Origin of the sequence: Nocardiopsis coralli (genome assembly GCF_014892575.1) — a bacterium.
Classification (GTDB): Bacteria; Actinomycetota; Actinomycetes; order Streptosporangiales; family Streptosporangiaceae; genus Nocardiopsis; species Nocardiopsis coralli.
Genome location: NZ_JADBGI010000002.1, coordinates 209,476 through 234,359, shown reverse-complemented (window position 1 = coordinate 234,359; position 24,884 = coordinate 209,476). Strand labels below are relative to the sequence as shown.

Here is a 24,884-nt window from a genome sequence, read left to right as displayed (position 1 = left end):
AGTGCAGGTCAAGGCTCGGTCTGCGTTCCGTCCATACTGTGGGTCCGCCATCGTCGTGCCTGATATGTACGGGTATGAGACCGCAGCAGTGCGGAGCGGGAGGCCCCCGGGGCCGACCGCCCGGCGGGGGCGACCCGCAGGCGTCCCAGTGCCGTGAACCATCCACGAACGGGGAAGACCGTGGCACACGACCTCAGGCCGGAGAACCTCATCGGACACCAGCTCCTGGACGGTGAGGGGCACAGCGTCGGCAAGATCAACCAGGTCTACCTGGACGACCGCACCAACGAACCCAGCTGGGTGTCGGTGCACACCGGGTTGTTCGGGCGCAAGGAGACCCTGGTGCCTCTGCAGGGGGCCCAGCCCCACCAGGAGGACCTCCAGGTCCCCTACGACAAGTCCACCGTCAAGGACGCGCCGCACGTCGACTCGGGGACCCACATCTCACCCGAGACCGAGGCGCAGGTCAGGGACTACTACGCCGAGCACGTCATGGTCCCGAACCAGCGTGCGGGCCGCCACGAGCGCGGCTACTCCGACGTTCCGGTGACCGACCGCGAGACCGACGACAGCATGCATCCGGGAACCGGCTACTCCGAGGCCGACGTCTCCATGCGCCCGGGTGACGAGCACGCGGAGACCACACCGCCGGTGGCCGCGACCGAGCCGCACGCCCGGGCGGCCACCGGCAGCGCGGCGACCGAGACCACGGGGACCGAGGACGTCGTCACCGAGTCCGGCACCCCGGGCGTCGTCTCCGAAGACACCACCGAGGGCCGGGCCGCCTCCGGGAGCGCAGCGCCCGAGGGCACCGCCCCGACGTCCTCCGTCCCGGAGGCCCGGAGCACGCAGCGGCCCGACACCGTGCCGATGCCGGTCACCACCGACAGCACGACCGCTCCCGAGACCGGGGCCGGCGCCGAGACCGACGGTGAGCAGGCCTGGGGCGAGGCCTTCGCCGAGGACGTGACCATGACACGTTCCGAGGAACAGGTCGACATCGGGGTCGAACGGGTCGAGATCGGCCGTGCGCGCCTGCACAGGTACGTCGACGCCGAGGACTACGACGAGACCGTGACGCTGCGCAGGGAGGAGCTCGAGATCGAGCGCCACCCCGTCGACGTCTCCGACGAGGGCGAGGACCTCGACGCTCCCATCGGTGAGGACGAACAGATCTTCACCCTCTACGAGGAGCGGACCGTGGTCTCCAAGAAACAGGTGCCCGTCGAACGTGTCCACGTGCGCAAGCGCATGGTCAGCCACGAGGAACACGTACAGGGCACACGCCGCAGCGAACGCATCGAGCTGGAGGACGAGCAGGGCCACCCGCCCTCGCAGAGGTGAGGGGCGGCCCGGGCCGGTGGGGCGGAGGCGCTCCACCGGCCCGGGTGTGTCCTCGAGACCGGGGACACACCGCGACCGTAGGGTCGCACGGTACGACGAGCACGCAAGGGGGAACGCCATGGCTGACCGGGGGGACGTCAGCGGGGAGATCACCGAGGAGGAGGTCGCCGGCGGCGGTCCGGAGCACACCGAACCCGAGCCCCGCGGCCGTGAATCGGCCCCTGGGCGCGGGCACACCCTCGTCGTCGGCGCGGGCATGGCCGGTCTGGCCGCCGCCGACCGCCTCGCCGAGGCCGGCGAGCGGGTCACCGTGATCGAGGGGCAGGCCCGCACCGGCGGACGCATCCACTCCGTGCACGACTGGGAGGGCACGGTCCTGGACGCCGGGGCCTCCTGGATGCACGGCGACGAGAACAACCCGCTGTCCGCCCTGGTCCGCGACACCGGCGTGCGCACCACCGCCTTCAACCGCACCACCGAGACCGCCTACGACCCCAAGGGCCGGCGCCTGCTCTTCGACCGCCACCGGCGCAACATGGAGGACGTCAACCTCCTGCACGAGCACATGTACTGGACCACGGTCGGCGCCGGCGAACGCGAGTCCATGGAGGAGGGCATCGACCAGGCCCTGCTGGACGCCAACCTCTTCCGCGGGCGCGCCCGCGACGCCAAGGAGATCGCCCACCGCCTGGCCGAGGGCGACCACGGTGCCGAGCCCGAGGAGATCGCCTTCGCCGCCGTGGCCTCGCTGCACGAGTTCAGCGGCGACGACGTGGTCTTCCCGGACGGCATGAGCCAACTGACCGACCACCTCGCGCGCGGCCTGGACGTGCGCTTGGAGCACGTGGTCACCTCGATCGCACACGACGGCGACGGCGTGCGCGTGGCGGTGGACACCCCCGACGGCGACGAGACCCTGACCGCCGACCGGGTCCTGGTCACCCTCCCGCTGGGGGTGCTCAAGGCCGGGCAGGTCGCCTTCGAGCCCGGGCTCCCGGAGGACAAGACCGGCGCCGTCGAGCGGCTCGGCAACGGGCGCCTGGAGAAACTCTTCCTCCGCTTCGACGACGTCTTCTGGGGCGACGCCGAGGTCCTGGTGCACCTGGGGACCGAGGAGGGCACCTGGTTCCACTGGTACGCGGCCCAGCGGGTCCTCGGCGCACCCGTCCTGATCTGCCGCAACGGCGGGCGCGCGGCCCGCTTCCTCGCGCAGATGGAGGAGGGCGAGGTCGTCGAGCACGCCATGGCCTCGATCCGCACCATGTTCCGCAAGGCCCCCGACCCCGTCGACCACCTGCTCACCGACTGGATGGAGGAGCCCTTCGCCCGGGGCAGTTTCTCCTTCAACGCGGTGGGCTCCACCGACGACGACCGCACCGCGCTGGCCGAACCGATCGGCGAGCGGGTCTTCTTCGCGGGTGAGGCGACCGAGGTCGAACACACCGCGACCGTGCACGGGGCCATGCTGTCGGGGCTGCGCGAGGCGGCCCGCATCCTCGGATGAGCGGCGGCGGCACGATGAGGGATCAGAGGCGTTCGCGGCGCTCGAGCTCGGCGACGCCGGCCGTGCACGCGCGCTCGACCTCGCGGTGGTTGCGCAGGCGTTCCAACAGCCCGAACGGCCTGGGGGAGGGGTCGGGGCCGCCCTCGGCACCGGCCACGACCAGGTCCTGCCCGGTCAGCGTGCCCTCGCGGGTCCAGCGCTCCCAACGTTCGAAGTCGGGGCTGGCCTGGTGCCCGAAGACCAGGACCTTCTCACCGCGCCCCTCGAGCGCGGTGCCGCCCGCGTCCGCCAACGGCAGGGACGGGCGGTCGGTGCGCACCGACCAGTCGGGGGAGGAGACCACCCGCACCGCCGGGGCACCGTGTTCCTCGCGCACGAGCAGCGCGTGGTCGGCCGAGGAACGCGGTCTCACTGTGTGGACAGACTCCGCCTCGGAAAGGAACACCAGTGCACGGCCCATCCACCACCAATTCTCGTTCCGGGCCATCAGGCTGCCGGCACGCAGGCGCGTGGGCGGGTGTTTGTGCGCTTCCTGCTCGACGAGTTCTCCGCCGAAAAGCTTTCCGCGCGGGTCCAGGCGCACCTCGACCGGGCCCACGGCCACCTGCCCGGGGCGGTCGGGGTCGGCCACCCCGGGGACCGTCACGCTGAGCGCGGCCCGCCCTGGTAGTGAGTCGATCTCCGGCAACAGTGACAGGGGCAGCGCGGCGCACGGTCGGCCCCCGTCGTCCAACGGGACCACGGGAATGCCGCACGGGCCGCCGGGGGACAGCCAACTGAGTTCGGCGACCGTCGAGCGCCGCCACAGATCGTGAAAGTCCTGCACAGGTCGTACCTTTCGGAGGAGTATCACGCATGTTAACTTCTGTGGCACCTTAAAGGACCGGCCCCCACCTGGGCACCTTTTCCACGTCTCACCATCTGGGACACATAGCAGTAAGGACGTCTCCCCCTATGCCCGCAGCAGCGGTACTCCTCGGTACCCTGGCGCTCTTCGCCCTGGGATACCGCTTTTACTCCGTCTACCTGGCCAAACGGGTCTATGCGCTGGAGCCGAGCTTCGTCACTCCGGCGCACGCCTACAACGACGGTGTCGACTTCGTTCCGACCAACAAGCACATCGTCCTGGCCCACCACTTCATCTCCGTGGCCGGCGCGGCCCCGATCGTCGGGCCCGCCATCGCCGTCTTCTGGGGATGGGGTCCCGCTCTGCTGTGGGTGGTGCTGGGCACCATCTTCGCCGCCGGAGCCCATGACTTCGGCTCCATCGCCGTCTCGGTCCGACACAAGGGCCGCAGCATCGGCACCCTGGCCGGCGACGTCATCAGCCGGCGTGCGCGAGTGCTGTTCCTGCTGATCATCTTCTTCCTGGTCACGATGGTGAACGCGGTCTTCGCCATCGTCGTGGCCGGTCTGCTGGAGCAGCACCCGGCCGCCGTGCTCCCCACCGCCGTGACCCTGCCGCTGGCCATCGCCGTCGGCCAGATCGTCTACCGCAAGCGCACCGCGGCGCTCATCCCCTCCCTGATCGCGCTGGTCACGCTCTACGCCTGCATCCCGCTGGGCCAGCTGATGCCCATCACTCTGGACCCGGTCGCCGAGGCCACCGGTATCAGCAGCACCGTGCTGTGGATCCTCATCCTGTTCCTGTACGCCTACATCGCCTCGCGCCTGCCGGTGTGGATGCTGCTGCAGCCGCGCGACTACATCAACCAGCACCAGCTGGTCGTGGCGCTGGTGGTCATCGCGGCCGGGGTGCTGGTGGGTATGAACACCATCGCCGCACCCGCTTTCCGTGACGTGCCGGCCGACTCGCCCTCGATCTTCCCGCTGCTGTTCGTCACCATCGCCTGCGGTGCGGTCTCGGGCTTCCACAGCCTGGTCGCGTCGGGCACGACCTCCAAGCAGATCGACAAGGAGACCGACTCCCGGTACGTCGGTTACATGGCCGCGCTCGGTGAGGGCTCCCTGGCCCTGGCCTCGATCCTGGCCTGCACCGCCGGTGTCATGCTCTTCAGCGGCAACCAGGGCATCGAGTGGTCCTCGCTCTACGCCACCTGGGGAGACGCGGGCGCCGACCCGCAGGGCATGTTCGTCGACGGTGTGGCCGGGTTCGCAAGCAACCTCGGTATCCCCGAGAGCACCGCGCAGGTCTTCGGCGCGCTCATCATCGTCAGCTTCGCCGTGACGACCCTCGACACGGCGGTCCGTCTCAAGCGCTATATCCTGCAGGAGATGTCGCTGCTGGCGGCGAGCCGTTTCGAGTCCGGCAGCTCCGCCAACCGCGCCTTCCGCGGCTTCTCCCGCAACCTGTCGCTCACCACGCTGGTCGCGGTGGCCCTGCCGTTCGGTCTGGCGATGGTGCCCGGCGACTTCGCCCTGGGCACGCTCTGGGTGCTCTTCGGTACCACCAACCAGCTCACCGCCGGCCTCGCGCTGGCCGTCATCGCGGTGTGGGTGGCCAAGCGGGGGCGCAACCCGATCGTGGTCGTCATCCCGCTGGTCTTCCTGCTGTTCATGACGGTCTGGGCGCTCATCGAGCAGCTCATCGGCTTCCTCGACACCGGCAGCGCCCTGGACATGTTCCTGCTGGCCCCGCTGGACACCATCATCCTGGTGCTCGCGCTCTGGATGATCGTCGAGGCCTTCGTGGCCCTGCGCGACACTTTCCGCGGCACTGCCGACCCGATCGACCCCTCGTCCGAGACCGACCAGGTCGTGGCCGAGGGCGGCACTGTCGTCGGCGGCCGCAAGGACGGGCAGGACCGGGACGAGGCCGCCGTGAAGGACCGCCCGGAGGAGGAGAAGTAGGTGCACCGCACCGACCACGGACGCACGCGGGGGCGGACCCCGTGAGCGCCGGGGACGAGGGCGCCGGGTCCGGCCGCTTCGGCCGGGCCTGGCGCCGCACCGTGAGGGCCTGGCGCCGCGTCGAGGACTTCCACCAGCAGGTCTTCGAGGCGCGCTGGGGCCACGCCCGCGAACGCGAGGCCCGTACCCAGCAGGACACCCTGCGCGCGCTGCTGCTCACCGAGACCCTCGGCGTGGACAACCCCGTCGCCTACGAGACACTGGACCTGATCCCGTACATGGTGGCCGACCTGCACGAATGGCACCAGCGCATGGGGCGGGACGATTTCGGCGGTCCAGGAGGATGCTGTTGAGCGCGCCCATCACTTTCGTCGGCGGCAAGGGCGGCGTGGGCAAGACGACCCTGGCCGCCGCCCGCGGCCTGACCCTGGCCGGGCAGGGGCGGCGCACTCTGGTGGTCTCCACCGACCCGGCACACTCCCTGGGAGACGCCCTCGAACGCGACCTGGGCGACGAACCGGTCGAGGTCGCACCGAACCTGTGGGCGGCCGAACCCGACGCCGACGCCGCCGTGCGCCGCCGTATCGCCCAGGTCGCCGACGACGCCCAGGACGCGGTGCCGCACGAGATCATGCCGGCCGTGCACCGGCACCTGAAGCAGGCCGGATCGAGCCCCGGGATGGCCGAGTCCGCGCTGGCCGACCTGCTCGTGGACCGGATGGAGGAGGTCGGCCGCCGCTGGGACGCCCTGGTCGTGGACAGCGCACCGACCGGCCACCTGCTGCGCCTGCTCAACCTGCCCACCCTGCTCACCCCGTGGGTGCTGGGCCTGACCCGCCAGCGCGAGCGGGCCGCCCGCGCCGAGGCCTTCGCCGACGTGGTCTCCGACCGCGGCCCCGACATGGCCGAGGACCCGCTCCTCAAGCGCCTCAACGAACGCCGTCACCGGTTGGAGCACGCCGCGGTGCTCCTGCGCCGGGACTCGCAGGTGATGCTGGTGACGCTGGCCCGGCGCATGGTGCTGGCCGAGACCGCACGCGCCGTCGAGCAGCTCTCCGAGGCCGGGTTCGTGCTCGCGCCCGTGGTGGTCAACCAGATCCCCGAGCCCGGCGCCGCCGGACCCGACACCGAGGAGGCGCTGCGGGCCACCCGGGAGCGCTTCGCCGGCCTGGGCACGGTCGAACTCGGCCTGCGTACGAACGAGCCCACCGGCCCCGAGGCCCTGCGGGAGATCGGCGAGGCCCTGCCCGGGTGAGGCGGCCCCGGCCCCGGCTCCCGATCGCGGCGCAGCAGGCCGGGCCGATCCTGTGCCACCGGGGTCACACGGGAACCCTCGGGGCCCGGCGCTGCGTTGGTCCCAGTGGAGGACGAACACGCAAACCGGCTATGCGTTGTCATTCCTGTAAAAACGGACTAAACGTACACGCTACGATTGGCGGGCGATCGTCTCCGCACGCAGGGCCGGTGTGCGGACGGGCGCCACACGACGGGACGCAGGTGGCAGCAGTGGTGAGGCCGGTGCCCAGTGTGCCGGAGGGCCGTCCAGTGCCCGCCGGTTATCGTTGGCGCCATGGGGCGATCGGATCACGACGGCAGACACACGGCGGGGGGCGATGTGGGCAGCCCGGTGGTCAGTGACCGCATCTGGACGGTTCCCAACCTCCTGAGCATGCTCCGGTTGTTGGGTGTGCCGCTGTTCCTGTGGCTCGTCCTGGTCCCCAGGGCCGACGTGCTCGCCCTGGTCGTACTGGCCCTGGCCGGGCTCAGCGACTGGCTCGACGGCAAGATCGCCCGCGCCTGGAACCAGGCCTCCAAACTGGGGCAGATCCTCGATCCCCTGGCCGACCGGCTCTACATCTTCGCGGCGCTGCTCGGCCTCGTCGTGAGGGGCATCGTGCCGTGGTGGCTCATGGCCATCCTCGTGCTGCGCGACGTGCTCATCATCGGGGCGCTGCCCCTGCTGCGCCACTTCGGCTACGGCCCGCTGCCGGTCAACTTCGCGGGCAAGGCCGCGACGATGTGCCTCCTCTACGCGTTTCCCCTGCTCTTCCTGGCCGGATACCCCGGTGCCGTCGGGGATGTGGCCAGAATCATGGGTTGGGCCTTCGCCCTGTGGGGAACGGCTCTCTACTGGTGGGCCGGACTGCTCTACGCCGTACAGGGTCTGCGCCTGATCGGCCGGACCCGACGCGACGAACGCGCTGATCGAGCGGGCACTCGCCATGAGGCCCCCGGCGGCGACACCCCGGGCCACGGGGCCGGGTCGACCCGATCCGGAGACGCCGGAGACCGCTGACGTCCGGCGGGACGGCTCACCCCGAGTCCATCCGGATGGAAAGGGAGTGTCGTCTCCGCATGAGCACATGTCCCGCCGCGCGCGACGGTGCGCGTCGCCTGCCGCACGAACACACCAGATCCCCCGCACGCGCGGCCGTACGGAGGTTCCGCTGATGAGCGCCCCGACCGAGTCCGGGGCCGCCTCCGGCACCCCCCAGCCCACGCCCCCCATGAAAGCCGTCGTGATGGCAGGCGGTGAAGGCACCCGCCTGCGCCCGATGACCGCCAACCAGCCCAAGCCGCTGCTGCCGGTCGTCAACAAGCCCATCATGGAGCACGTCCTGCGCCTGCTCCGCCGCCACGGTTTCTCCGAGACCGTCGTGACCGTGCAGTTCCTGGCCACACTGATCCGCAACTACTTCGGTGACGGCGAGGAACTCGGCATGAAGCTGAACTACGTTGCCGAGGAGGTGCCGTTGGGCACCGCCGGCAGCGTGAAGAACGCCGAGGAACACCTGCGCGGCGAACCCTTCATGGTCATCTCCGGCGACGCGCTCACCGACATCGACCTCACCGACATGGTCCGCTTCCACCGTGAGAGCGGCGCCAAGGTCACCATCGCCCTCAAACGGGTGCCCAACCCGCTCGAGTTCGGCATCATCATCGTCGACGAGCAGGGCCGCATCCAGCGTTTCCTGGAGAAACCCACCTGGGGCCAGGTCTTCTCCGACACCGTCAACACCGGCATCTACATCATGGAGCCCGAGGTCCTGGAGAGAGTGGCCGAGGGTGAGGTCGTGGACTGGTCCGGAGACGTCTTTCCCGAGCTCCTGGCCGAGGGCGAACCCCTCTACGGATACGTCGCCGACGGGTACTGGGAGGACGTCGGCACCCACGAGAGCTATCTGAGCGCCCAGGCCGACGTGCTGTCCGGCAAGGTCGACGTCGACATCGACGGTTTCGAGGTCTCGCCCGGGGTCTGGGTCGGGGAGGGCTCGGAGGTCCACCCCACCGCCGTGCTCAAGGGCCCGCTGTTCATCGGCGACTACGCCAAGATCGAGGCCGGCGCCGAACTGCGCGAGTACTCCGTCGTGGGCAGCAACGCGGTCGTGCGTGCGGAGGCCTTCGCCCACCGCACGGTCCTGCACGACAACGTCTTCATCGGGCGCGGCGCCAACCTGCGCGGCACGGTGGTCGGCAAGAACACCGACATCATGTCCGCGGTGCGTATCGAGGAGGGCGCGGTCGTGGGCGAGGACTGCGTCATCGAGTCCGAGGCCTACGTGCACAACGACGTCAAGGTCTACCCCTTCAAGACCATCGAGGCCGGGGCGGTGGTCAGCTCCAACGTCGTCTGGGAGTCCAGGGGGCAGCGCTCGCTGTTCGGCCCGCGGGGCGTCTCGGGGCTGATCAACGTCGAGATCACGCCGGAACTGGCCGTGCGGCTGGCCAACGCCTACGCGACCACGCTCAAGAAGGGCGCGGTCGTGACCACCTCGCGCGACGTCTCCCGCGGGGCGCGCACGCTCAAGCGCGCGATCATCAGCGCACTGACGGCCGCGGCGATCGAGGTGCGCGACCTGGAGGTGGTGCCGCTGCCGGTGGCCCGTTTCATCACCGGCCGCACCGAGGTGGCCGGCGGGATCACCGTACGCACCAGCCCCGGCGACCCGGAGTCGGTCGACATCGTCTTCCTCGACGGGGACGGGGCCGACCTGTCGCCCGGGGCCCAGCGCAAGCTCGACCGGGTCTTCTCCCGCGCCGAGTACCGCAGGGCCTTCCCCGGGGAGATCGGGGAGCTGTCCTTCCCCTCCCGCAACGTGGAGACCTACGCACACGATCTGTTGCGTTCGGTGGACACCTCCGGGGTGGCCGAGGCCGAGCTCAAGGTCGTGGTCGACTGCGCCGGCGGGACCAGCTCGCTCATCCTGCCCTCGCTGCTGGGCCGCATCGGCGTGGACGTGCTCACCGTCAACAACCGCCTGGACGAGGACTCTCCCACCGACACCGTCGCCAAGAAGATGCGCGACCTGGAACGCCTGGGCGAGCTCGTGGCGGGGTCGGGTGCCGACTTCGGTGTGCGCTTCGACCCGGTGGCCGAACGGCTCTTCATCGTCGACGAGAACGGCGGGCTGATCGACAACGACCGCGCTCTGCTGGTCGTGCTGGACCTGGTGGCGGCCGAGCGGGGCCGCGGCACCGTGGCCCTGCCGGTGACCACCACCCGCGTGGCCGAGACCGTGGCGGTCTCGCACGGGCTGCACGTTCGCTGGACCCCCACGGCCACGCACGAGCTCACCAAGACGGTCAGGGACGGCGGCGAGGAGATCGTCTTCGCCGGCGACGGCCGCGGCGGTTTCGTCGTGCCCGAGTTCGGCTCCACCAGTGATGGCATCGCCGCGTTCGTGCGGCTGCTGGGCCTGGTGGCGCGCACCCGGCGTTCGGTCGGCCGGATCGACCACAGCATCCCCCAGGCGCACCTGCTGCGCCGTTCGGTGCCGACCCCGTGGGCGATCAAGGGCAGTGTCATGCGTGCGGTCGTGGAGGCCGCCGGCGACCGGGAACTGGACACCACCGACGGTGTGCGCGTCGTCGAGCCCGACGGGAGCTGGGCGCTCGTGCTCCCGGACACCGCGGAGGCCGTCACCCATCTTTGGGCCGAAGGTCCCGACTCCGACATCGCGCACCGTCTGCTCGACGAATGGGCGGCGGTCGTCGAACGCGCCGAGGGCTGAACACCCGCCGGCGGTGGGGAGGGCACCCGGTGTCCGTCCCCGCCGCCGGCCGGGCCCCGCGCTCCAGTCGAGGGCCGCGCACTCGGGGTCAACCGGTCGGATTCCGGCGCGAAACCGCAGTTCAGTGCCGTGCGGGGAAGATATTCACCAATTCCTCGGTTGAGGGGAGAACCAAACCCGCCTCGGCCGCATCAGCACCAGAACAGGTGTCCGCTCACAGGGGGGCGCGGATCCGGCCCCGGGCCTGGCTCCGACCACCCGCCGAGCGGCGGTCCGACCGTGCCGTGCACCCCGGTGCCACGGCAGGCCGAGGAGGAGCAGAACCCTGCCTGGACAGGGATATGGTTTAAAGTCGAGTGTTCCCTGAGCGCCGAGTCACCACCCGCACCGGGAGTCCCGGCAACGGCGGACACCTCCCGGAGGGTGACAAGGAGTACAACATGGGGGATGAGACCTAGCGACCGACCGTGCGAGGCGGCCCAGCCGCAGTGATGGCCCACCGCCTCGCCTCGTTCCCGGCGGTGTGCGGGCCCCGGCCCGCACCGGCTCGGGGGCGTGCCACCGATCAGCCGAATCAAGCACCGCCCCGTGCGGTAGGAGGCCGAGCCGACCTATGTCGAGCGTTTACTGCACGCAGTGCGGTCACGCCGTTGCGGATGATGCCCGTTTCTGCTCCCACTGTGGAACCCCCATCCGCAGGGCCGAACAGGACAGCCCACGGCCCCAGGGGGGAGGCGACGCCGCCGGAGACGTCACGTCCACCATCTCGATCTCGGGCATACAGGTCCTGGACGAGGAGGAATCGGGGGACGAATCCGGGGGCGAGGACTCGGGCAGCGCCGACGCGCTCCCTCCCGGAACGGCCCTGCTCGTGGTCCGGCGCGGCCCCAACGCCGGGAGCCGGTTCCTGCTGGACAGTGACGTGACCACCGCCGGGCGCCACCCCAACAGCGACATCTTCCTGGACGACGTCACCGTCTCCCGCCGCCACGTGGAGTTCTTCCGCAGGGGCAACGGCTTCGGGGTCCGCGACGTGGGTAGCCTCAACGGCACCTACGTCAACCGCGAGCCGGTCGACGAGGCCGAGCTGGGCGGCGGCGACGAGATCCAGATCGGCAAGTTCCGTATGGTCCTGCTTACCAAGCCGCGCCGCTGAGAACGTCGCAGTCGGCGGCGGTGGGCCGGGAGGTTTGCGGTCCCCCGCCGCCGGAGAGCTTTGTAACGAAGGGTGCCGATTTCGCCTTCGGGTCCTGATCCGACCAAGAGCAGGGAAGAGCGCGCATCCGGCATGACGACTCGTGGGACGGAGACGCTGTGAAACACATGGAGGTCGTCGGCGTCCGGGTTGAGATGCCTTCGAACCAACCGATCGTCCTGCTCAAGGAGGCCGAGGGCGACCGCTACCTGCCGATCTGGATCGGCGGGGTCGAAGCGACCGCCATCGCACTCGCACAACAGGGTGTGGCGCCCGCACGGCCGCTGACGCACGACCTGTTCCGCGACGTGCTCGATGCCCTGGAGGCCGGCCTGGAGGCGGTCCGCATCACCGGCCTGTCGGACGGCATCTTCTACGCCGAGCTCGTCTTCGACAACGGTGTCGAGGTCAGCGCACGCCCGTCGGACTCCATCGCCCTGGCTCTGCGCACGGGCACCCCGATCTACGCCCACGAGGACGTGATCGAGGAGGCCGGCATGCCGATCCCGGACGAGCAGGAGGACCAGGTCGAGGCCTTCCGCGAGTTCCTGGACAACATCTCGCCGGAGGACTTCGGCCGCAGAACCTGAGTCGGCCCTGGCGCCGGGCCCTGCAGGGCCCGGCGTTCGTGTGCCCGCCCGACACTGCTGTGACCTGCGACGATGCAGGGTTCGGCGATGATAGATTGGTCGGTGGACATGACCTTGGGAACCGGAGTGAACGCCCGCGGAGCAAGGGCGGACCGATGAGTCCGGTCCTGCGGTGTGCTCGCGCCGCGACGCGCCGTGGGGTGTCGTTGACGCTGTCTTTGCCTCGTCCTACCGTCGGTGCAGTGGAACCCACGGCGCATCCGTTCCCTCAAGTGGACATCCCCTGTCGAGACCGCCGTGGGACGAGGAGCCGGAGGTCGGCGTGGCGGTAGCGGGCGGTAAGCAGGATCCCCAGGACCGGAGGTCCGCGCTGCGGCTGGCGGGGCAGCGAGGCCTACTGGGCGAAGAGGACGTGGTGGCGCTGCCTATGGACGTCGGTTATCGGGGCCCGGCAGCGTGTACGGCTGCCGGAGTGACCTACCGTCAACTCGACTACTGGGCCAGAACCGGCCTGGTGGAGCCGAGCGTGCGCAACGGTGCCCACAACGCCCCCCTCTACAGCCTCCCCGACATCCTCTTGCTCAAGGTGGCCAAGCGTCTGCTGGACACCGGGATCTCCCTGCAGCAGATCCGTACGGCCGTGGAACACCTGCGCGGCCGCGCCGCCCAGGACCTGGCCCGGATCACCCTCATGAGCGACGGCGTCAGTGTCTACGAATGCACGACGCCCGACGAGGTCGTCGACCTCATGCAGCGCGGCCAGGGCATGTTCGGCCTGGCGCTGGCCAACGTCTGGCGCGAGTTGGAGGAGGCGCTCGGTGTGGTCGCTCCCGAGGAGCGCGCCGATCTGCCCCAGTCCTCCGCCCCGCAGGCCGTGGACGAGTTGGCGCGGCGCCGGCGCGAGCGCCGTACCGGCTGAGAACGGCCGGCCCCACGCATGCGTGGGGACCGTCGTGTGGGGTGCTGCACAAGCGGGCGCTCGGAGCGCGGGTGGGCTGGGTGTTCTGGGGCACCATCAAGTACCGTCGTGGTTGCAATGGGGATGAAGACGACATTTCCCTGTTCGTATGACACGACAACGTCATAGGCCGTCAATACCGCGCGGGAGAGACCTCGGGAACGGGGCGCCGACGGGGCAATACTCCCCAGTAACCTCTCAGGCACCACGGACCGCGCGGAGGAGGCCACTCTGGAGCCGGTGCCCGCGCGCCCGGTGACAGAGGGGGAGACCGTGAGGAACACCGCCGATCCGTTCGGCCCTGTCACCAGGAGGTCTCCGTGCCAGAACAGTCGCCCCACACCCACGGGACACCCGCCCGGGTCTTCGCCGACCGGCACATCGGCCCGTCCCCGGCCGAGACCGAGGAGATGCTCAAGACCGTCGGCCACGGCTCCACCGCCGAGCTCATGGCCGCCGCCGTCCCCGAGTCCATCCTCACCGGCCCCGGCCGCCAAGCCCCGCTGGACCTTCCCGAACCGGCAGGGGAGGCCGAGGCCCTGGCCGAACTGCGGGGTCTGGCCGCGCGCAACCAGGTCACGACCTCGCTGATCGGGCGCGGTTACTACGGGACCCACACCCCGCCGGTCATCCTGCGCAACATCATGGAGAACCCGGCCTGGTACACGGCGTACACGCCTTACCAGCCCGAGATCTCCCAGGGCCGCCTGGAGGCCCTGCTCAACTTCCAGACCGTGGTCTCGGACCTGACGGGGCTCCCGGTCTCGGGCGCCTCCCTGCTCGACGAGTCCACCGCCGCGGCCGAGGCCATGACGCTGGCCCGCCGCGCCACCAAGGCCAAGAGCAACGTCTTCGTCGTCGACTCCGACGTCTTCCCCCAGACCCTGCAGGTGCTGCGCACGCGCGCCGAGCCCCTCGGGATCGAGGTCGTGGTCGCCGACCTGTCGAAGGGGCTGCCCGAGGGCGAGGCCTTCGGCGTGCTCGCGCAGTACCCGACCTCGTCCGGGGAGGTCCGCGACCCCTCCGCCGTCATCGAGAGCGCACACGAGCGCGGCGCCCTGGCCGTCGTGGCTGCCGACATCCTGGCCCTGACCCTGATGCGCAGCCCCGGCGACCTCGGCGCCGACATCGCGGTCGGCTCCACCCAGCGCTTCGGTGTACCGCTCGGCTTCGGCGGCCCGCACGCCGGTTACATGGCCGTGGGCGAGAAGCTGCGCCGCCAGCTCCCGGGCCGCCTCGTCGGCGTCTCGGTCGACAACGCCGGACGCCCCGCCTACCGGCTGGCTCTGCAGACCCGCGAGCAGCACATCCGGCGCGAGAAGGCCACCAGCAACATCTGCACCGCCCAGGTGCTCCTGGCCGTCATGGCCGGCATGTACGCCGTCCACCACGGCCCCGACGGTCTGCGGGCCATCGCCCGGCAGGTGCACACCCGCACCGCCGCGCTGGCCGACGCCCTCACCGAGCGCGGCTTCGAGATCGTGCACCAGGGCTTCTTCGACACCCTGCGTGTGCGGGTCCCCAGCTCCGCCCGGGTCCTGGAGGCGGCACTGGAGCGCGGGTACAACCTCCTGGCCGCGGACGAGCGCACCGTCGGCGTCAGCGTCGACGAGACCACCTCGGAGGCCGACCTCGAGCAGGTGCTCGCCGCCTTCGGCGAAGCCGACCGCTCCGCCGCCAAGCACGGCCCGGTCGTGGACGGCGAGGCCGACCGCATCCCCGACACCCTCGCTCGACGGATGGACTACCTGACCCACCCGGTCTTCAACACCCACCGCAGCGAGACGGCGATCCTGCGGTACATGCGCCGGCTCTCCGACCGCGACCTGGCGCTGGACCGCACCATGATCCCGCTGGGCTCATGCACCATGAAGCTCAACTCCACCACGGAGATGGAGCCGGTCACCTGGCCCGAGTTCGGCACGCTGCACCCCTTCGTCCCGCTCGACCAGGCCGAGGGCAGCGTCGAGATCATCCGCGACCTCGAGGCCTGGCTCGCCGAGGTCACCGGCTACGACGCGGTCTCCCTGCAGCCCAACGCCGGCTCCCAGGGCGAGCTGGCCGGGCTCCTGGCGATCCGGGGCTACCACCGCTCCCGGGGCGAGGCCCACCGCGACGTGTGCCTGATCCCCAGCTCCGCGCACGGCACCAACGCGGCCAGCGCCGTGATGGCCGGCATGCGGGTCTCCGTGGTCGCCTGCGACGAGGGCGGCAACGTCGACCTCGACGACCTGGCGGCCAAGACCGAGAAGCACGCCGACGACCTCGCCGCGATCATGGTCACCTACCCGTCCACGCACGGGGTCTTCGAGGGCACCATCACCGAGGTGTGCCGCATGGTCCACGAGGCCGGCGGTCAGGTCTACATCGACGGCGCCAACTTCAACGCGCTCCTGGGCTGGGCCAAGCCCGGCGAGTTCGGCGCCGACGTCAGCCACCTCAACCTGCACAAGACCTTCTGCATCCCGCACGGTGGCGGCGGCCCCGGCGTCGGTCCGGTCGCGGTCCGGTCCCATCTGGCCGGGTTCCTGCCCAACCACCCGAGCCAGCCCGACGCCGGCCCGCACACCGGGGTCGGCCCGGTCTCGGCGGCCCCCTTCGGTTCGGCCGGGATCCTGCCGATCTCCTGGGCCTACGTGCGGATGATGGGGGAGGAGGGCCTGCGCTCGGCCACCGAGATCGCCGTGCTCTCCGCCAACTACCTCGCCAAGCGCCTGGAGCCCTACTTCCCGGTCCTCTACACCGGGGCCGACGGCCTGGTCGCGCACGAGTGCATCATCGACCTGCGCCCGCTGCAGAAGGAGACCGGCGTCAGCAACGAGGACGTCTCCAAGCGCCTGATGGACTACGGCTTCCACGCGCCGACTATGTCCTTCCCGGTCAACGGCACGCTCATGGTCGAGCCGACCGAGAGCGAGGACCTCGCCGAGCTCGAGCGCTTCGTGCAGGCCATGGTCGAGATCCGCCACGAGATCGACAAGGTCGCCTCGGGTGAGTGGGACCGCGAGGACAATCCCCTGGTCAACGCGCCGCACACCGCGGAGATGGTCACCGCCGAGGCCTGGGAGCACGGTTACAGCCGCTCCGAGGCCGCCTACCCGCTGCCGTCCCTGCGCCAGGACAAGTACTGGCCGCCGGTGGGCCGCATCGACCAGGCCTACGGCGACCGGAACCTCGTCTGCTCCTGCCCGCCGCCGGAGGCCTTCGAGATCTAGAACCGGACCACCACCGAACCACGCGTACCGAGGGGGCCGTCCGCCGGGCGGCCCCCGTCGTGTGCGCTCGGACGCCGGGTCCGCCCGCGTTACAGTGGCCCCACGCCCGCGCGCCCCGACGAGAGCCCCCACCGAAAGCGGTACGCATGACCACCACGCCCGGATCCCCCGCACGTTCCGGAGCCCCCGAACCGCCCGAGGCCACCGACCCCGAGGACCACCCCGACGACGGCGCCGCACCAGGGGCCGAGGACGCCGCGGACCTGTGCGACCAGGCGCAGGACCTCGCCGAGAACGGGCACCTCAAACGCGCCGCCGCGCTCTACGAACGTGCCGTGGCGGCCAACCCCCGCCCCCGTCTGCAAGCACGCGCCCTGCTGGGCCTGGCCGTGGTCCAGGACCAGCGCGGGGACCTCGCCGCCGCCCGCGACGCCGCACGCCGCGCGATGGCCACCGGAGACCAGCGCTTCGGCCCGCGCGCCGCCCACCACCTGGCCCTGTCGCTGGAGCAGGAGGGCGAGCACGCCGATGCCGAACGGGCCTGGCACCGCCTTCTGGAGATCGGCGGCCCCGCCCACGCCGCCGTCGCCCATTACGGTCTCGCCCGCGAGGCCGAGGGCCGGGGCGCGAGCGGGGTGGCCGAGGAACACTGGGAGGCGGCGCTGACCCTGCCCGCGGCCTCCGACCCCATCAGCCGCCTGCACGCCGACACCGTCGTGGAGGCCGCCCGCGACCTGGCCGGGCGTCTGCTCGAACGCGGGCTGCCGGGCGCCGCGGCCGCCGCCGTCGAGCGCGGCCTCTCCCTGTCCGACGACCCCGGCCTGCGCCTGCTGCGCTCGGCCGCCCACCTGGAACACGCCATCGCCGACGCGGGCGCGGTCGTCGACGCCGCCGACACCTCCGACGCGGACGCCGCCCGTCCGGGCCCGCGCACCTCGGCCGCGGCCGTGGAACTCCTGGCCGGGCTCCTGGCGCTGCGCGGGGACCCCGAGTCCTCCGCACGCGCCTGGCGCGTGGGGCTGGACAACCGTGACGGCGAGACCGTCGCCCACGTGCGCCACCGGCTGCGGCGCGGGTTCGCCGCCTCCGACGAGCAGGAGCAGGAGGGAGCGGGGGAGCCCTGGTGGGAGCCCTACCTGGAGGAGGCCGTGGCCACCGCCAGCGCCCCGGCCCTCGCCGGCGAGCTCTTCGCGGTCGTGACCCAGATGCACAACCACCTCGGGGTCCCGGTCGCCGAGGGGGAGGTGCGCCCCGCCGTCCTGCGCGAGGCCATGGAGCAGGCGTTGCGCACACCCGGCGATCTCGTGTGGGGGCAGGACGTGCACGCGGACTTCCGGCGCAGACTCACCGAGGCGATGGGCGGCCAGGACGTGCTGCCCGAGGGCTGGCCCGACCACACCTGACCCAGGGCAGGCACCGGCACACCGGAGGCCGGACACCCCGCTCGGGGATGCCCGGCCTGCGCGGCGGGGTCAGGCCGCGGCGCGGGGGCGGTGCGGGGCGACCACGGCCCCGTCGGGAAGCAGCTCCCCGGTGTCGTCGAACATGACGACCCCGTTGCAGAGCAGGCTCCAACCCTGCTCCGGGTGGCTGGCGACGACCCGCGCGGCCTCGCGGTCGACATCCTCGGAAGAGGGGCAGGCAGGTTCGTGGCTGCACATGGGAACGCCTTTCGGTCATCAGGTGCTCGTCGTCGAGCTGACGCCAAGAGTAGTGGTTCACATCACATGCGTGTGCACGTTTGGGATCGAATGTGGTGGCACCGCTGTTGCCGTTCGCTCTCACCCGGTGAGACGGCGCAGGTCATGCGCGGGTTCTGGCCCGATGCGGACAGAACCGAACCGGCGCCGCACAACCCCTTCCGGAGGCGTGTCGGGGCCTCCGCGGGGCCTCAGTACCCGCCGCGCGTACGCCGGGCAGCCGGACGGCTGCGCATTCCCGCGCCGGCCAGACCGCCGCGCTGGAACGCCCGTACGAGCTCACCACCGAGGTTGACCCCGGCACCCAGCGCCAGCCCGACCGTGACCGCCTCCACGATGCTCAGCAGGCCCGCCACCGTGGTTCCGTGCGTGATCTCGATCAGCCCCCGGTAGAGGATGCTCCCGGGCAGCAGCGGCGCGATCGAGGGGATCAGGTACGGCAGCACCGGGCGCCGGGTGCGCCGTGCCAACCAGTGCCCGACCACACCCACGGCCACCGCCCCGACGACCGTGCCCACCACGGGCGGGGTGTCCAGGAAGGAGCGCAGGCCCGCGTAGATCACCCAGATCATCACGCCCATGACCCCGATCGCGGGCAGCATCCGGGGCGGCACCGCCAGGGAGATCGCGAACGCCATCGCGATGCCGGCCGCGCCCACCAGCACCCACGGCTCCAGGGAGGTCCCGGCCGAGGGCAGGTTCTCCAGGTCCAGGTCCACACCCAGGCGCACCGCCGTGTAGGCGACCACACCCACACCCGAGACGATCGCACCCAGGGTGAAGAAGGTTTCCAACAGGCGGGCGGCCGCGGAGACGTAACTGCCGCTGATGCCGTCCTGCAGGCTCGACACCAACGGGCGGCCGGGCAGCAGCGCCATGATGTTACCGGTGATGATCGCACCGGCCTGGAGCCCAAGATCCAGTTCCGTGCTGGCCCACAGCAGCGCCACACCGATCGTGGAGGCCACCGCCGCGGCCGACGTCATCTGGTAGAACTCCGCCACACCGCGCCGTGCCAGGAACACCGAGGTGCGGTCGCCCAGCACGGTGGCCAGGAACGCCACCGTCGCCACGATCGGGCCGCCGCCCATCATCACACTGGCGCTGGAGGCGATGAGGCCGAAACCGAGCGCGATGCCCCAGTTGGGGTAGGGCATGCGGGCCTTCTGGATCTGCTTGAGCCGCGCGGTGGCGTCCTCGACCTCCAACAGGCCCAGGGCCGACTGCTCCACCAGCGTGTGCAGCTCGTTGACGCGGAAGTAGTCCAGGGTGCGGCGGCGCACCACACGCTCACCGGTGATGGGGGGCTGGTCCCCGCCCGGGTGCGTGGACAGCGAGATGTTGGTGAAGGTGACCGAGACCTCCGACCGGGGCAGCTCGAACGCGACCGTCAGGCTGAGCATCGCCTCGCTGACCGCCTCGGTGCTCTCACCGCTGGCCAGCATCAGCTCGCCCACACGCAGCACGAGGTTGATCACGCGCGCGTCGGGCAGCTGGACCTCCTCGTCCTGGTCCAGGCCCTCCGGCGACAGCTCGCTCTCGTGCGCCGCACGCCAGTCCCGCATCCTGCTGAGCAAGCGGTCCTCGCTCGGCGGGACCGGTCTCCCGCGCCTGTTCGGCATGCCCGTCTTCTCCGTTCCCTCCTCGCCTGTACCCCCGCGGTGGTCAGAGCGATGTTCACAGTCCCTGAGGGGACGCCGCCACGGCTGTCGCGGTTCGCCGCGCGCGGGGTCGGGGGCCCGTGAGGTCGATCACGGGTTCATCCTGCCAAGGCCCGAGGTGCCCCCACAGCGACTCGCCGCGTGTTCAGCGGTTGTTGGCGTGTCCCTCACCGGGGCGTACGAGACCGGTCTCGTAGGCATGGATGACCGCCTGCACGCGGTCGCGCAGACCCAGCTTGGTGAGAATGCTGCCCACATGCGACTTGACCGTCGTGGAGCCCACGAACAGGTGGGCGGCGATCTCGGCGTTGGACCACCCCCGCGCCAACAGCCGCAGCACCTCGCGCTCGCGCACGCTCAACGGGTCCCGCGGTGCGCGCCCGGCGGGCTCGCCGGAGGGCAGCAGCGGGGCGACCTCGTCCAACAGCCGGTGCAGGACCAGGGGCGGTAGCACGGCCCCGCCCGAGGCGACCACCCGCACCGCCGAGACGAGTTCCTCGGGAGGGGTGTCCTTGAACAGGAAACCGCTCGCCCCCGCGTGCAGCGCACCGTGCAGCAGGGGTTCGGAGTCCTGAGGCCCCAGCGCCAGCACCCGGACCCGGTGGCCCAGCGGCCGGGCCCACTCCAACACGGCGCGGATCGCCCTGGTCCCGGCCGGGCCGCCCATGAGGTCCATGAGCACCACGTCCGGAACCAGGGAACGGGCCTCCCGTGAGGCCTCGCGTGCGTCGGACGCCTCACCCACCACCGACAGATCGGGGGCCGACTCCAGGATCATCCGCAGGCCGGCACGGACGAGGGGCTGGTCGTCGACCAACAGAAGAGAGACGCTCACACCGAGATTGTGCCGTATCGTCCGCCCGCCGCGGGACGGAACGGTGCCCGGATCGCCCGTCGGGCGAGGTCAGGCCGTCGGCAGCGGGGGAGGGGTTCCCCCGAACTCCGGGCACAGTGCCTGGTGCTCGCACCACCCGCACAGCTTGCTCGGCTTGGGCGCCCACTCGCCGGTGCGCCCGGCCTCCTCGATGCGCGCCCAGATGTCGGAGATCTCCGACTCGGCGGCGCGCAGTTCCTCCTCGGTTGGGTCGTACCAGCGCACCGCCCCCTTGCCGCCCAGGTAGACCAGCTGCAGCCGGCTGGGGACCACACCCAGGTCGCGCCAGATCATCACGGCGTAGAAGAAGATCTGGAACTTGGCCTTGTCCTCGAACCTCGGGTGCGGGGACTTGCCCGTCTTGTAGTCGACGACCCGGATCTGTCCGCCGGGGGCCACGTCGAGCCGGTCGACGTACCCGCGCAGCCGCAGACCCGTGGGCAGGGACACCTGCAGGCGCATCTCCCGGTCCTGCGGCTCCAGGGCGCCGGGGTTCTCCAACTCGAAGTAGCGCCGCACCAGGGTGCGGGCCGACTCCAGCCACTCCTCGCGCTCCTGCTCGCCCTCGAAGAGCTCCTCGACCGTCGGGTCCTTGGTGCGCAGCCGGTCCCACTGCGGGTCCACCAGCCCCACCGCCGTGCGCGGGGTGCGGGTCTCGGCCGGCAGCTCGTACAGGCGCTCCAGGCACGCGTGCACCAGCGTGCCCCGCAGCGCAGCGGGGCTGGGCGACTCGGGCAGCCGGTCGATGGTGCGGAACCGGAACAGCAGAGGGCACTGCAGGAAGTCGGAGGCGCGCGATGGGGACAGGGCACTCGGCAGGGGCACGGACGTCATACGTTCCAGCCTAGGGCGGCACCCGGAGCGCGACGGACCGGAACGGAAAAGGAGCGGCGGTCCCGCCCCGGATCCGGGGCCGGTCCCTGCGGGGACCGCGTCCGACGCCTCGTACCCTGGAACCGGACAGCGACGGCAGCGGGGGGAATCAAAGTGCGAGCGGCCACCGACCACACGGGGGAGCGGCGATGAGCGCGAGGCCCTCGGCGGCCAAGGGCGGACCCGGGCTGGTCCTCTTCCGCCCCTTCGGCATCCCCGTGCACGTGACCGCCTCCTGGCTCATCGTGGCCGCCCTCATCACCCTGGTCTACGGCCAGCTCGTCGAGGGCCGCCTGTTCCTGGGCGCCGGCTCGTACGTGCTCGCGTTCGTCTTCGCGGTCCTGCTGTACGCCTCGGTCCTGGTTCACGAGCTCGCCCACTCGGTCGTGGCGCGCGGTTACGGGCTCCCCGTACGGCGCATCGTGCTCTACGTCCTCGGCGGCGTCTCCGAGATCGAACGCGAGGCCCCCACCCCCGGGCGCGAGTTCTGGATCGCCTTCGCCGGCCCCGCCCTGTCCCTGCTGCTGGCCGGCGGGTTCTTCGGGCTGTCGCTGTTCGCCGACCCCTTCAGCGTGCCCGGCGAGCTCCTCTTCCAGCTGTGGCTGGCCAACCTGCTCGTGGGGGTGTTCAACCTCCTGCCCGGACTCCCGCTCGACGGCGGACGCCTGCTGCGCGCCGGTGTGTGGAAGCTGACCGGACGCCCCCTCACCGGCAGCGTGGCCGCCGCCTGGGGAGGACGGGTGCTGGCCCTGCTCGTGGTCGCCCTGCCGCTGCTCCTGGCCTGGGCGGCCGGCGGTTCCCCGAGCCCGTGGGCCCTCGTCTGGGGACTGGTGCTCGGCGGCTTCATGTGGATGGGCGCCACCGAGTCGCTGCGCGCCGCCCGCGTGCGCGCCCGCGTCCCGAACCTGCGTGCACGCACCCTGGCCCGCCCCGCCGTCCTGGTGCCGGCCGACACACCCCTGGCCGAGGCCGAACGCCGGGCCGGACAGGAGGGCGCCGAGGCGATCGTGGCCGTGGACGCCGCGGGCACACCCGTCTCGATCGTGCACCCTTCCGCCGCCGAGGCCATCACCCCGGGACGCCGTGCCTGGGTGCCCGTCTCCAGCCTTGCGCGGGCGGTCACCGAGCACTCCGTGGTCCGGGGCGACCTCGAGGGCGAGGAGCTGCTCACCGCCCTGACGTCGCACCCCATGTCCGAGTACCTGGTCGCCGACGCCGAGGGCCGGGTCCTGGGCGTGCTGCGGGCCCGCGACGTCAACGCCGCCATGGCCGGGCGCACCTGAGCCGGGCACCCGGCCCGCTCAGCGGCGGGCCCCCTCCGGCCAGAGCACACTGACCGGCCTGGACAGCGCCCGAGCGTGGGCGACCACGTCCGCGGTCCCGCCCGGCCCGCGGGCGGGTTCGCCGTCCCAGACCGCCACGAGCCGGTCGCAGCGCTCCACCAACAGGCGTCCGGCGTCCATGTGCGCCTCGGACGTGGACGCCCCGTGCCCCAGCTCGTGCACGAGCACGGCCCGCTCGAGCAGCCGGTCGTAGACGGGGTGGTGCTCCTGCGGCAGGGCCTCGCGGTACCCCCGGGACGGCACGACCGCCTCCAACGGGGCGCCCGCGTCGACCACGGCCTCGGCGAAGACGGTGTCGGCCCCGTCGGCCAGACAGGACACCCCCACCATCTCGCAGCCGTGCGGGCGCAGTTCCTCGCGGATCATCGCCGCCACGGTCGCGTCGATCTCGGTGGGAAGGTGCCGGTGTCCGGTGATGCCTATACGGATCACATGACCTCCTCGGGGGCGGGGTCGGGGGCTCCTGCGGGTCCCCTACCCAGTGCCCGGGCCCCTGACGAGAGCGCCGAGGCGCCGGTCGAGGCCGTCCACACAGCGCGCGTCCGGACCCCGATACGCGCGTCGGAACGAACGTACCCGGGACACCAGGCGCCGCGACTCGAAACGCAGCCCCGTCGAGAGGGCGTCGCCGGCCAACCGGAAGGCCTCCTCGACCTCCCCGGAGTCCAGGTGCACCGAGGCCAGCTCCACCTGCAGCAGGGCCGCCTGTTTGGCGCTGGCCGGGCGCTGCGTGTGCGCCTCCTCGAAGGCCTTGCGCGCCTCCTCCGGCCGGTGCAGGCGCACGCCCACCCTGGCCCGGAACCCGGCCACCTTGGTGTGGTCGAAGGCGAACACCCACGGCCAGGGCGGATCGGTGTTGCCGGGGCGGTCGACCTCCTGCTCGGCCCGCCGGATCGCCCGCGCCGCCGCCTCCCCGTCGCCCACGCCCGCGTGCGCGAGCGCGCCCGTGCACGACAGCCACGCCCGGGCGGTGGGATGGGCGGACCGGCCCAGCAGGTGTTCGGCCTCGCGCACCAGCGCCAGCCCCAGTTCGGGTGAGCCGGCCTCGTCGATCTCGAAGGCCGCGAGGGACCCGAGCATGTACACGTCCAGCAGGCGCGTCCGGGACTGCCGGGCGCGGAAGACGGCGTTGCGGTAGTGCGTGCGGGCCTTGTCGATCGAACCCTGGTCGGTGTGCAGCCACGCGGCGAACCCGGAGGCCTCGCTCGCGGCCGCGCACAGGTCCGTGCCGAACGGTGTCCCGCGAGCGTTCATGAGCATCTGCTCGGACAGATGCACGTGCGCCGCAGCGCCGGGCAACAGGTGACGGGCGGAAGAGGTGGCGTCCATCCGCCGCTGCCCGCTCGTGATGGTGCGCAGTGCCGGAGCGGTCGACTCGTCCACCGCGGTCTCTTCCGCGTGCTCGGGCCGGCCGCCCACCGTCAGCAGTGCCCCCGCGGCCACGGCCCGTCCGAAGTCACGGCGTCTCGTGAGGTCCACCCCCTTCGTCCTGCCCGGACCGCGTGGGGCCGGGCCTTCCTCCGAGGGGGCGCCGCCCAGGCGCAGCAGGTGCAGGGGCACGCCCAGGCGACGGGCCACGTCCTGGATCTGGTCGACGGTCAGTGATTGTTGGCCGTTGACCACACGCGAGACCCAGCTCTGGGAGTAACCTGCGGCGCGGGCGAGTTCGCCCTGCGACCATCCGCGCGCCGAACGCACGCCCTCGATGACCGTGGCCATGTCACAGGTGGCCAGGGCGGCCGCCATGGGGGGATGTGACCACAGCTCCGGTGGAAGAACGGTGTCTGGTTGGGGCATGAGCTTA

General features: G+C 71.6%; 20 protein-coding genes and 1 riboswitch. Of the genes, 13 read left to right on the top strand and 7 right to left on the bottom strand.

Going from position 1 to position 24,884, the window contains the following annotated elements; genetic code table 11:
• Positions 1-180: 180 nt before the first annotated feature.
• Both IDM40_RS02945 and IDM40_RS02940 read left to right on the top strand, forming a co-directional pair.
• The gene (locus IDM40_RS02945; RefSeq protein WP_193120317.1) at positions 181-1,344 is read left to right on the top strand and encodes a DUF2382 domain-containing protein; all 1,164 of its coding nucleotides are present in this window, start codon (positions 181-183) and stop codon (positions 1,342-1,344) included.
• 118 nt (positions 1,345-1,462) lie between these two features.
• A complete protein-coding gene (locus tag IDM40_RS02940) occupies positions 1,463-2,848 on the top strand; it encodes a flavin monoamine oxidase family protein (RefSeq protein WP_193120316.1) in 1,386 nt (461 codons plus the stop codon).
• Positions 2,849-2,870: 22 nt separating this feature from the next.
• Here IDM40_RS02940 and IDM40_RS02935 read toward each other — a convergent pair whose 3' ends face one another.
• Complete coding sequence (locus tag IDM40_RS02935; protein WP_193120315.1) at positions 2,871-3,674, bottom strand: hypothetical protein; 804 nt, start codon at positions 3,672-3,674, stop codon at positions 2,871-2,873.
• Positions 3,675-3,802: 128 nt separating this feature from the next.
• Here IDM40_RS02935 and IDM40_RS02930 point away from each other — a divergent pair, with 128 nt between their 5' ends.
• From IDM40_RS02930 to IDM40_RS02885, 10 genes are all read left to right on the top strand, one after another.
• Positions 3,803-5,659 (top strand): carbon starvation CstA family protein, encoded by a 1,857-nt coding sequence (locus IDM40_RS02930; RefSeq protein ID WP_193120314.1) that lies wholly within the window; start codon positions 3,803-3,805, stop codon positions 5,657-5,659.
• Between the two features lie 41 nt (positions 5,660-5,700).
• On the top strand, positions 5,701-6,012 hold the full coding sequence (locus IDM40_RS02925) for a cory-CC-star protein (protein WP_407939926.1): 312 nt from the start codon (positions 5,701-5,703) through the stop codon (positions 6,010-6,012).
• A complete protein-coding gene (locus IDM40_RS02920; RefSeq protein WP_193120313.1) occupies positions 6,003-6,914 on the top strand; it encodes an ArsA family ATPase in 912 nt (303 codons plus the stop codon). Before IDM40_RS02925 ends, IDM40_RS02920 begins: the two co-directional genes overlap by 10 nt.
• Positions 6,915-7,229: 315 nt before the next feature.
• Entirely contained in the window at positions 7,230-7,955 is a 726-nt protein-coding gene (locus IDM40_RS02915) for a CDP-alcohol phosphatidyltransferase family protein (protein WP_216630248.1), read from the top strand.
• Positions 7,956-8,166: 211 nt separating this feature from the next.
• Positions 8,167-10,671, top strand: a complete 2,505-nt coding sequence (locus tag IDM40_RS02910) for a mannose-1-phosphate guanyltransferase (RefSeq protein ID WP_193120428.1) — start codon at positions 8,167-8,169, stop codon at positions 10,669-10,671.
• 613 nt (positions 10,672-11,284) lie between these two features.
• Positions 11,285-11,827, top strand: coding sequence for an FHA domain-containing protein (locus tag IDM40_RS02905; RefSeq protein WP_193120312.1), 543 nt, complete (start codon positions 11,285-11,287; stop codon positions 11,825-11,827).
• 158 nt (positions 11,828-11,985) lie between these two features.
• Entirely contained in the window at positions 11,986-12,456 is a 471-nt protein-coding gene (locus IDM40_RS02900) for a bifunctional nuclease family protein (protein ID WP_193120311.1), read from the top strand.
• A gap of 427 nt (positions 12,457-12,883) precedes the next feature.
• Positions 12,884-13,375 carry a MerR family transcriptional regulator gene (locus IDM40_RS02895; RefSeq protein WP_193120427.1) on the top strand — a complete coding sequence of 164 codons (492 nt, stop codon included), beginning with the start codon at positions 12,884-12,886 and terminating at the stop codon, positions 13,373-13,375.
• A 173-nt stretch (positions 13,376-13,548) separates the two neighbouring features.
• A riboswitch (glycine riboswitch) is annotated at positions 13,549-13,639 on the top strand.
• A gap of 95 nt (positions 13,640-13,734) precedes the next feature.
• On the top strand, positions 13,735-16,629 hold the full coding sequence (gene gcvP / locus IDM40_RS02890) for an aminomethyl-transferring glycine dehydrogenase (RefSeq protein WP_193120310.1): 2,895 nt from the start codon (positions 13,735-13,737) through the stop codon (positions 16,627-16,629).
• A 146-nt stretch (positions 16,630-16,775) separates the two neighbouring features.
• Complete coding sequence (locus IDM40_RS02885) at positions 16,776-18,032, top strand: tetratricopeptide repeat protein (protein ID WP_193120309.1); 1,257 nt, start codon at positions 16,776-16,778, stop codon at positions 18,030-18,032.
• A 69-nt stretch (positions 18,033-18,101) separates the two neighbouring features.
• Here IDM40_RS02885 and IDM40_RS02880 read toward each other — a convergent pair whose 3' ends face one another.
• The 4 genes from IDM40_RS02880 to IDM40_RS02865 all read right to left on the bottom strand — a co-directional run bounded on the left by IDM40_RS02880 (position 18,102) and on the right by IDM40_RS02865 (position 21,698).
• Positions 18,102-18,290, bottom strand: coding sequence for a DUF5999 family protein (locus IDM40_RS02880; RefSeq protein ID WP_193120308.1), 189 nt, complete (start codon positions 18,288-18,290; stop codon positions 18,102-18,104).
• A gap of 230 nt (positions 18,291-18,520) precedes the next feature.
• Positions 18,521-19,894: a threonine/serine exporter family protein gene (locus IDM40_RS02875; RefSeq protein WP_193120426.1), complete on the bottom strand. Its 1,374-nt coding sequence runs from the start codon at positions 19,892-19,894 to the stop codon at positions 18,521-18,523.
• A 241-nt stretch (positions 19,895-20,135) separates the two neighbouring features.
• Positions 20,136-20,825 (bottom strand): LuxR C-terminal-related transcriptional regulator, encoded by a 690-nt coding sequence (locus IDM40_RS02870; protein WP_193120307.1) that lies wholly within the window; start codon positions 20,823-20,825, stop codon positions 20,136-20,138.
• Between the two features lie 69 nt (positions 20,826-20,894).
• Positions 20,895-21,698 (bottom strand): RecB family exonuclease, encoded by an 804-nt coding sequence (locus IDM40_RS02865; protein WP_193120306.1) that lies wholly within the window; start codon positions 21,696-21,698, stop codon positions 20,895-20,897.
• Between the two features lie 188 nt (positions 21,699-21,886).
• Between IDM40_RS02865 and IDM40_RS02860 the strand changes: the two genes are divergently transcribed.
• Positions 21,887-23,020, top strand: a complete 1,134-nt coding sequence (locus IDM40_RS02860) for a site-2 protease family protein (protein WP_193120305.1) — start codon at positions 21,887-21,889, stop codon at positions 23,018-23,020.
• An 18-nt stretch (positions 23,021-23,038) separates the two neighbouring features.
• Here the strand turns inward: IDM40_RS02860 and IDM40_RS02855 are convergent, their stop codons facing one another.
• Both IDM40_RS02855 and IDM40_RS02850 read right to left on the bottom strand, forming a co-directional pair.
• On the bottom strand, positions 23,039-23,512 hold the full coding sequence (locus IDM40_RS02855; protein WP_193120304.1) for a hypothetical protein: 474 nt from the start codon (positions 23,510-23,512) through the stop codon (positions 23,039-23,041).
• 42 nt (positions 23,513-23,554) lie between these two features.
• Positions 23,555-24,826: a helix-turn-helix domain-containing protein gene (locus tag IDM40_RS02850; protein WP_193120303.1), complete on the bottom strand. Its 1,272-nt coding sequence runs from the start codon at positions 24,824-24,826 to the stop codon at positions 23,555-23,557.
• Positions 24,827-24,884 lie beyond the last annotated feature (58 nt).

What these genes read in the sequence shown, in the direction of transcription:
- IDM40_RS02940 (WP_193120316.1), top strand. Translation starts at nt 1,463, where the DNA reads ATGGCTGACCGGGGGGACGTCAGCGGGGAGATCACCGAGGAGGAGGTC.
- IDM40_RS02930 (WP_193120314.1), top strand. Translation starts at nt 3,803, where the DNA reads ATGCCCGCAGCAGCGGTACTCCTCGGTACCCTGGCGCTCTTCGCCCTG.
- IDM40_RS02885 (WP_193120309.1), top strand. Translation starts at nt 16,776, where the DNA reads ATGACCACCACGCCCGGATCCCCCGCACGTTCCGGAGCCCCCGAACCG.
- IDM40_RS02905 (WP_193120312.1), top strand. Translation starts at nt 11,285, where the DNA reads ATGTCGAGCGTTTACTGCACGCAGTGCGGTCACGCCGTTGCGGATGAT.
- IDM40_RS02865 (WP_193120306.1), bottom strand. Translation starts at nt 21,698, where the DNA reads ATGACGTCCGTGCCCCTGCCGAGTGCCCTGTCCCCATCGCGCGCCTCC.
- IDM40_RS02850 (WP_193120303.1), bottom strand. Translation starts at nt 24,826, where the DNA reads ATGGCGGCCGCCCTGGCCACCTGTGACATGGCCACGGTCATCGAGGGC.
- IDM40_RS02915 (WP_216630248.1), top strand. Translation starts at nt 7,230, where the DNA reads ATGGGGCGATCGGATCACGACGGCAGACACACGGCGGGGGGCGATGTG.
- IDM40_RS02895 (WP_193120427.1), top strand. Translation starts at nt 12,884, where the DNA reads ATGGACGTCGGTTATCGGGGCCCGGCAGCGTGTACGGCTGCCGGAGTG.
- IDM40_RS02860 (WP_193120305.1), top strand. Translation starts at nt 21,887, where the DNA reads ATGAGCGCGAGGCCCTCGGCGGCCAAGGGCGGACCCGGGCTGGTCCTC.
- IDM40_RS02920 (WP_193120313.1), top strand. Translation starts at nt 6,003, where the DNA reads ATGCTGTTGAGCGCGCCCATCACTTTCGTCGGCGGCAAGGGCGGCGTG.
- IDM40_RS02875 (WP_193120426.1), bottom strand. Translation starts at nt 19,894, where the DNA reads ATGCGGGACTGGCGTGCGGCGCACGAGAGCGAGCTGTCGCCGGAGGGC.
- IDM40_RS02910 (WP_193120428.1), top strand. Translation starts at nt 8,167, where the DNA reads ATGAAAGCCGTCGTGATGGCAGGCGGTGAAGGCACCCGCCTGCGCCCG.
- IDM40_RS02880 (WP_193120308.1), bottom strand. Translation starts at nt 18,290, where the DNA reads ATGTGCAGCCACGAACCTGCCTGCCCCTCTTCCGAGGATGTCGACCGC.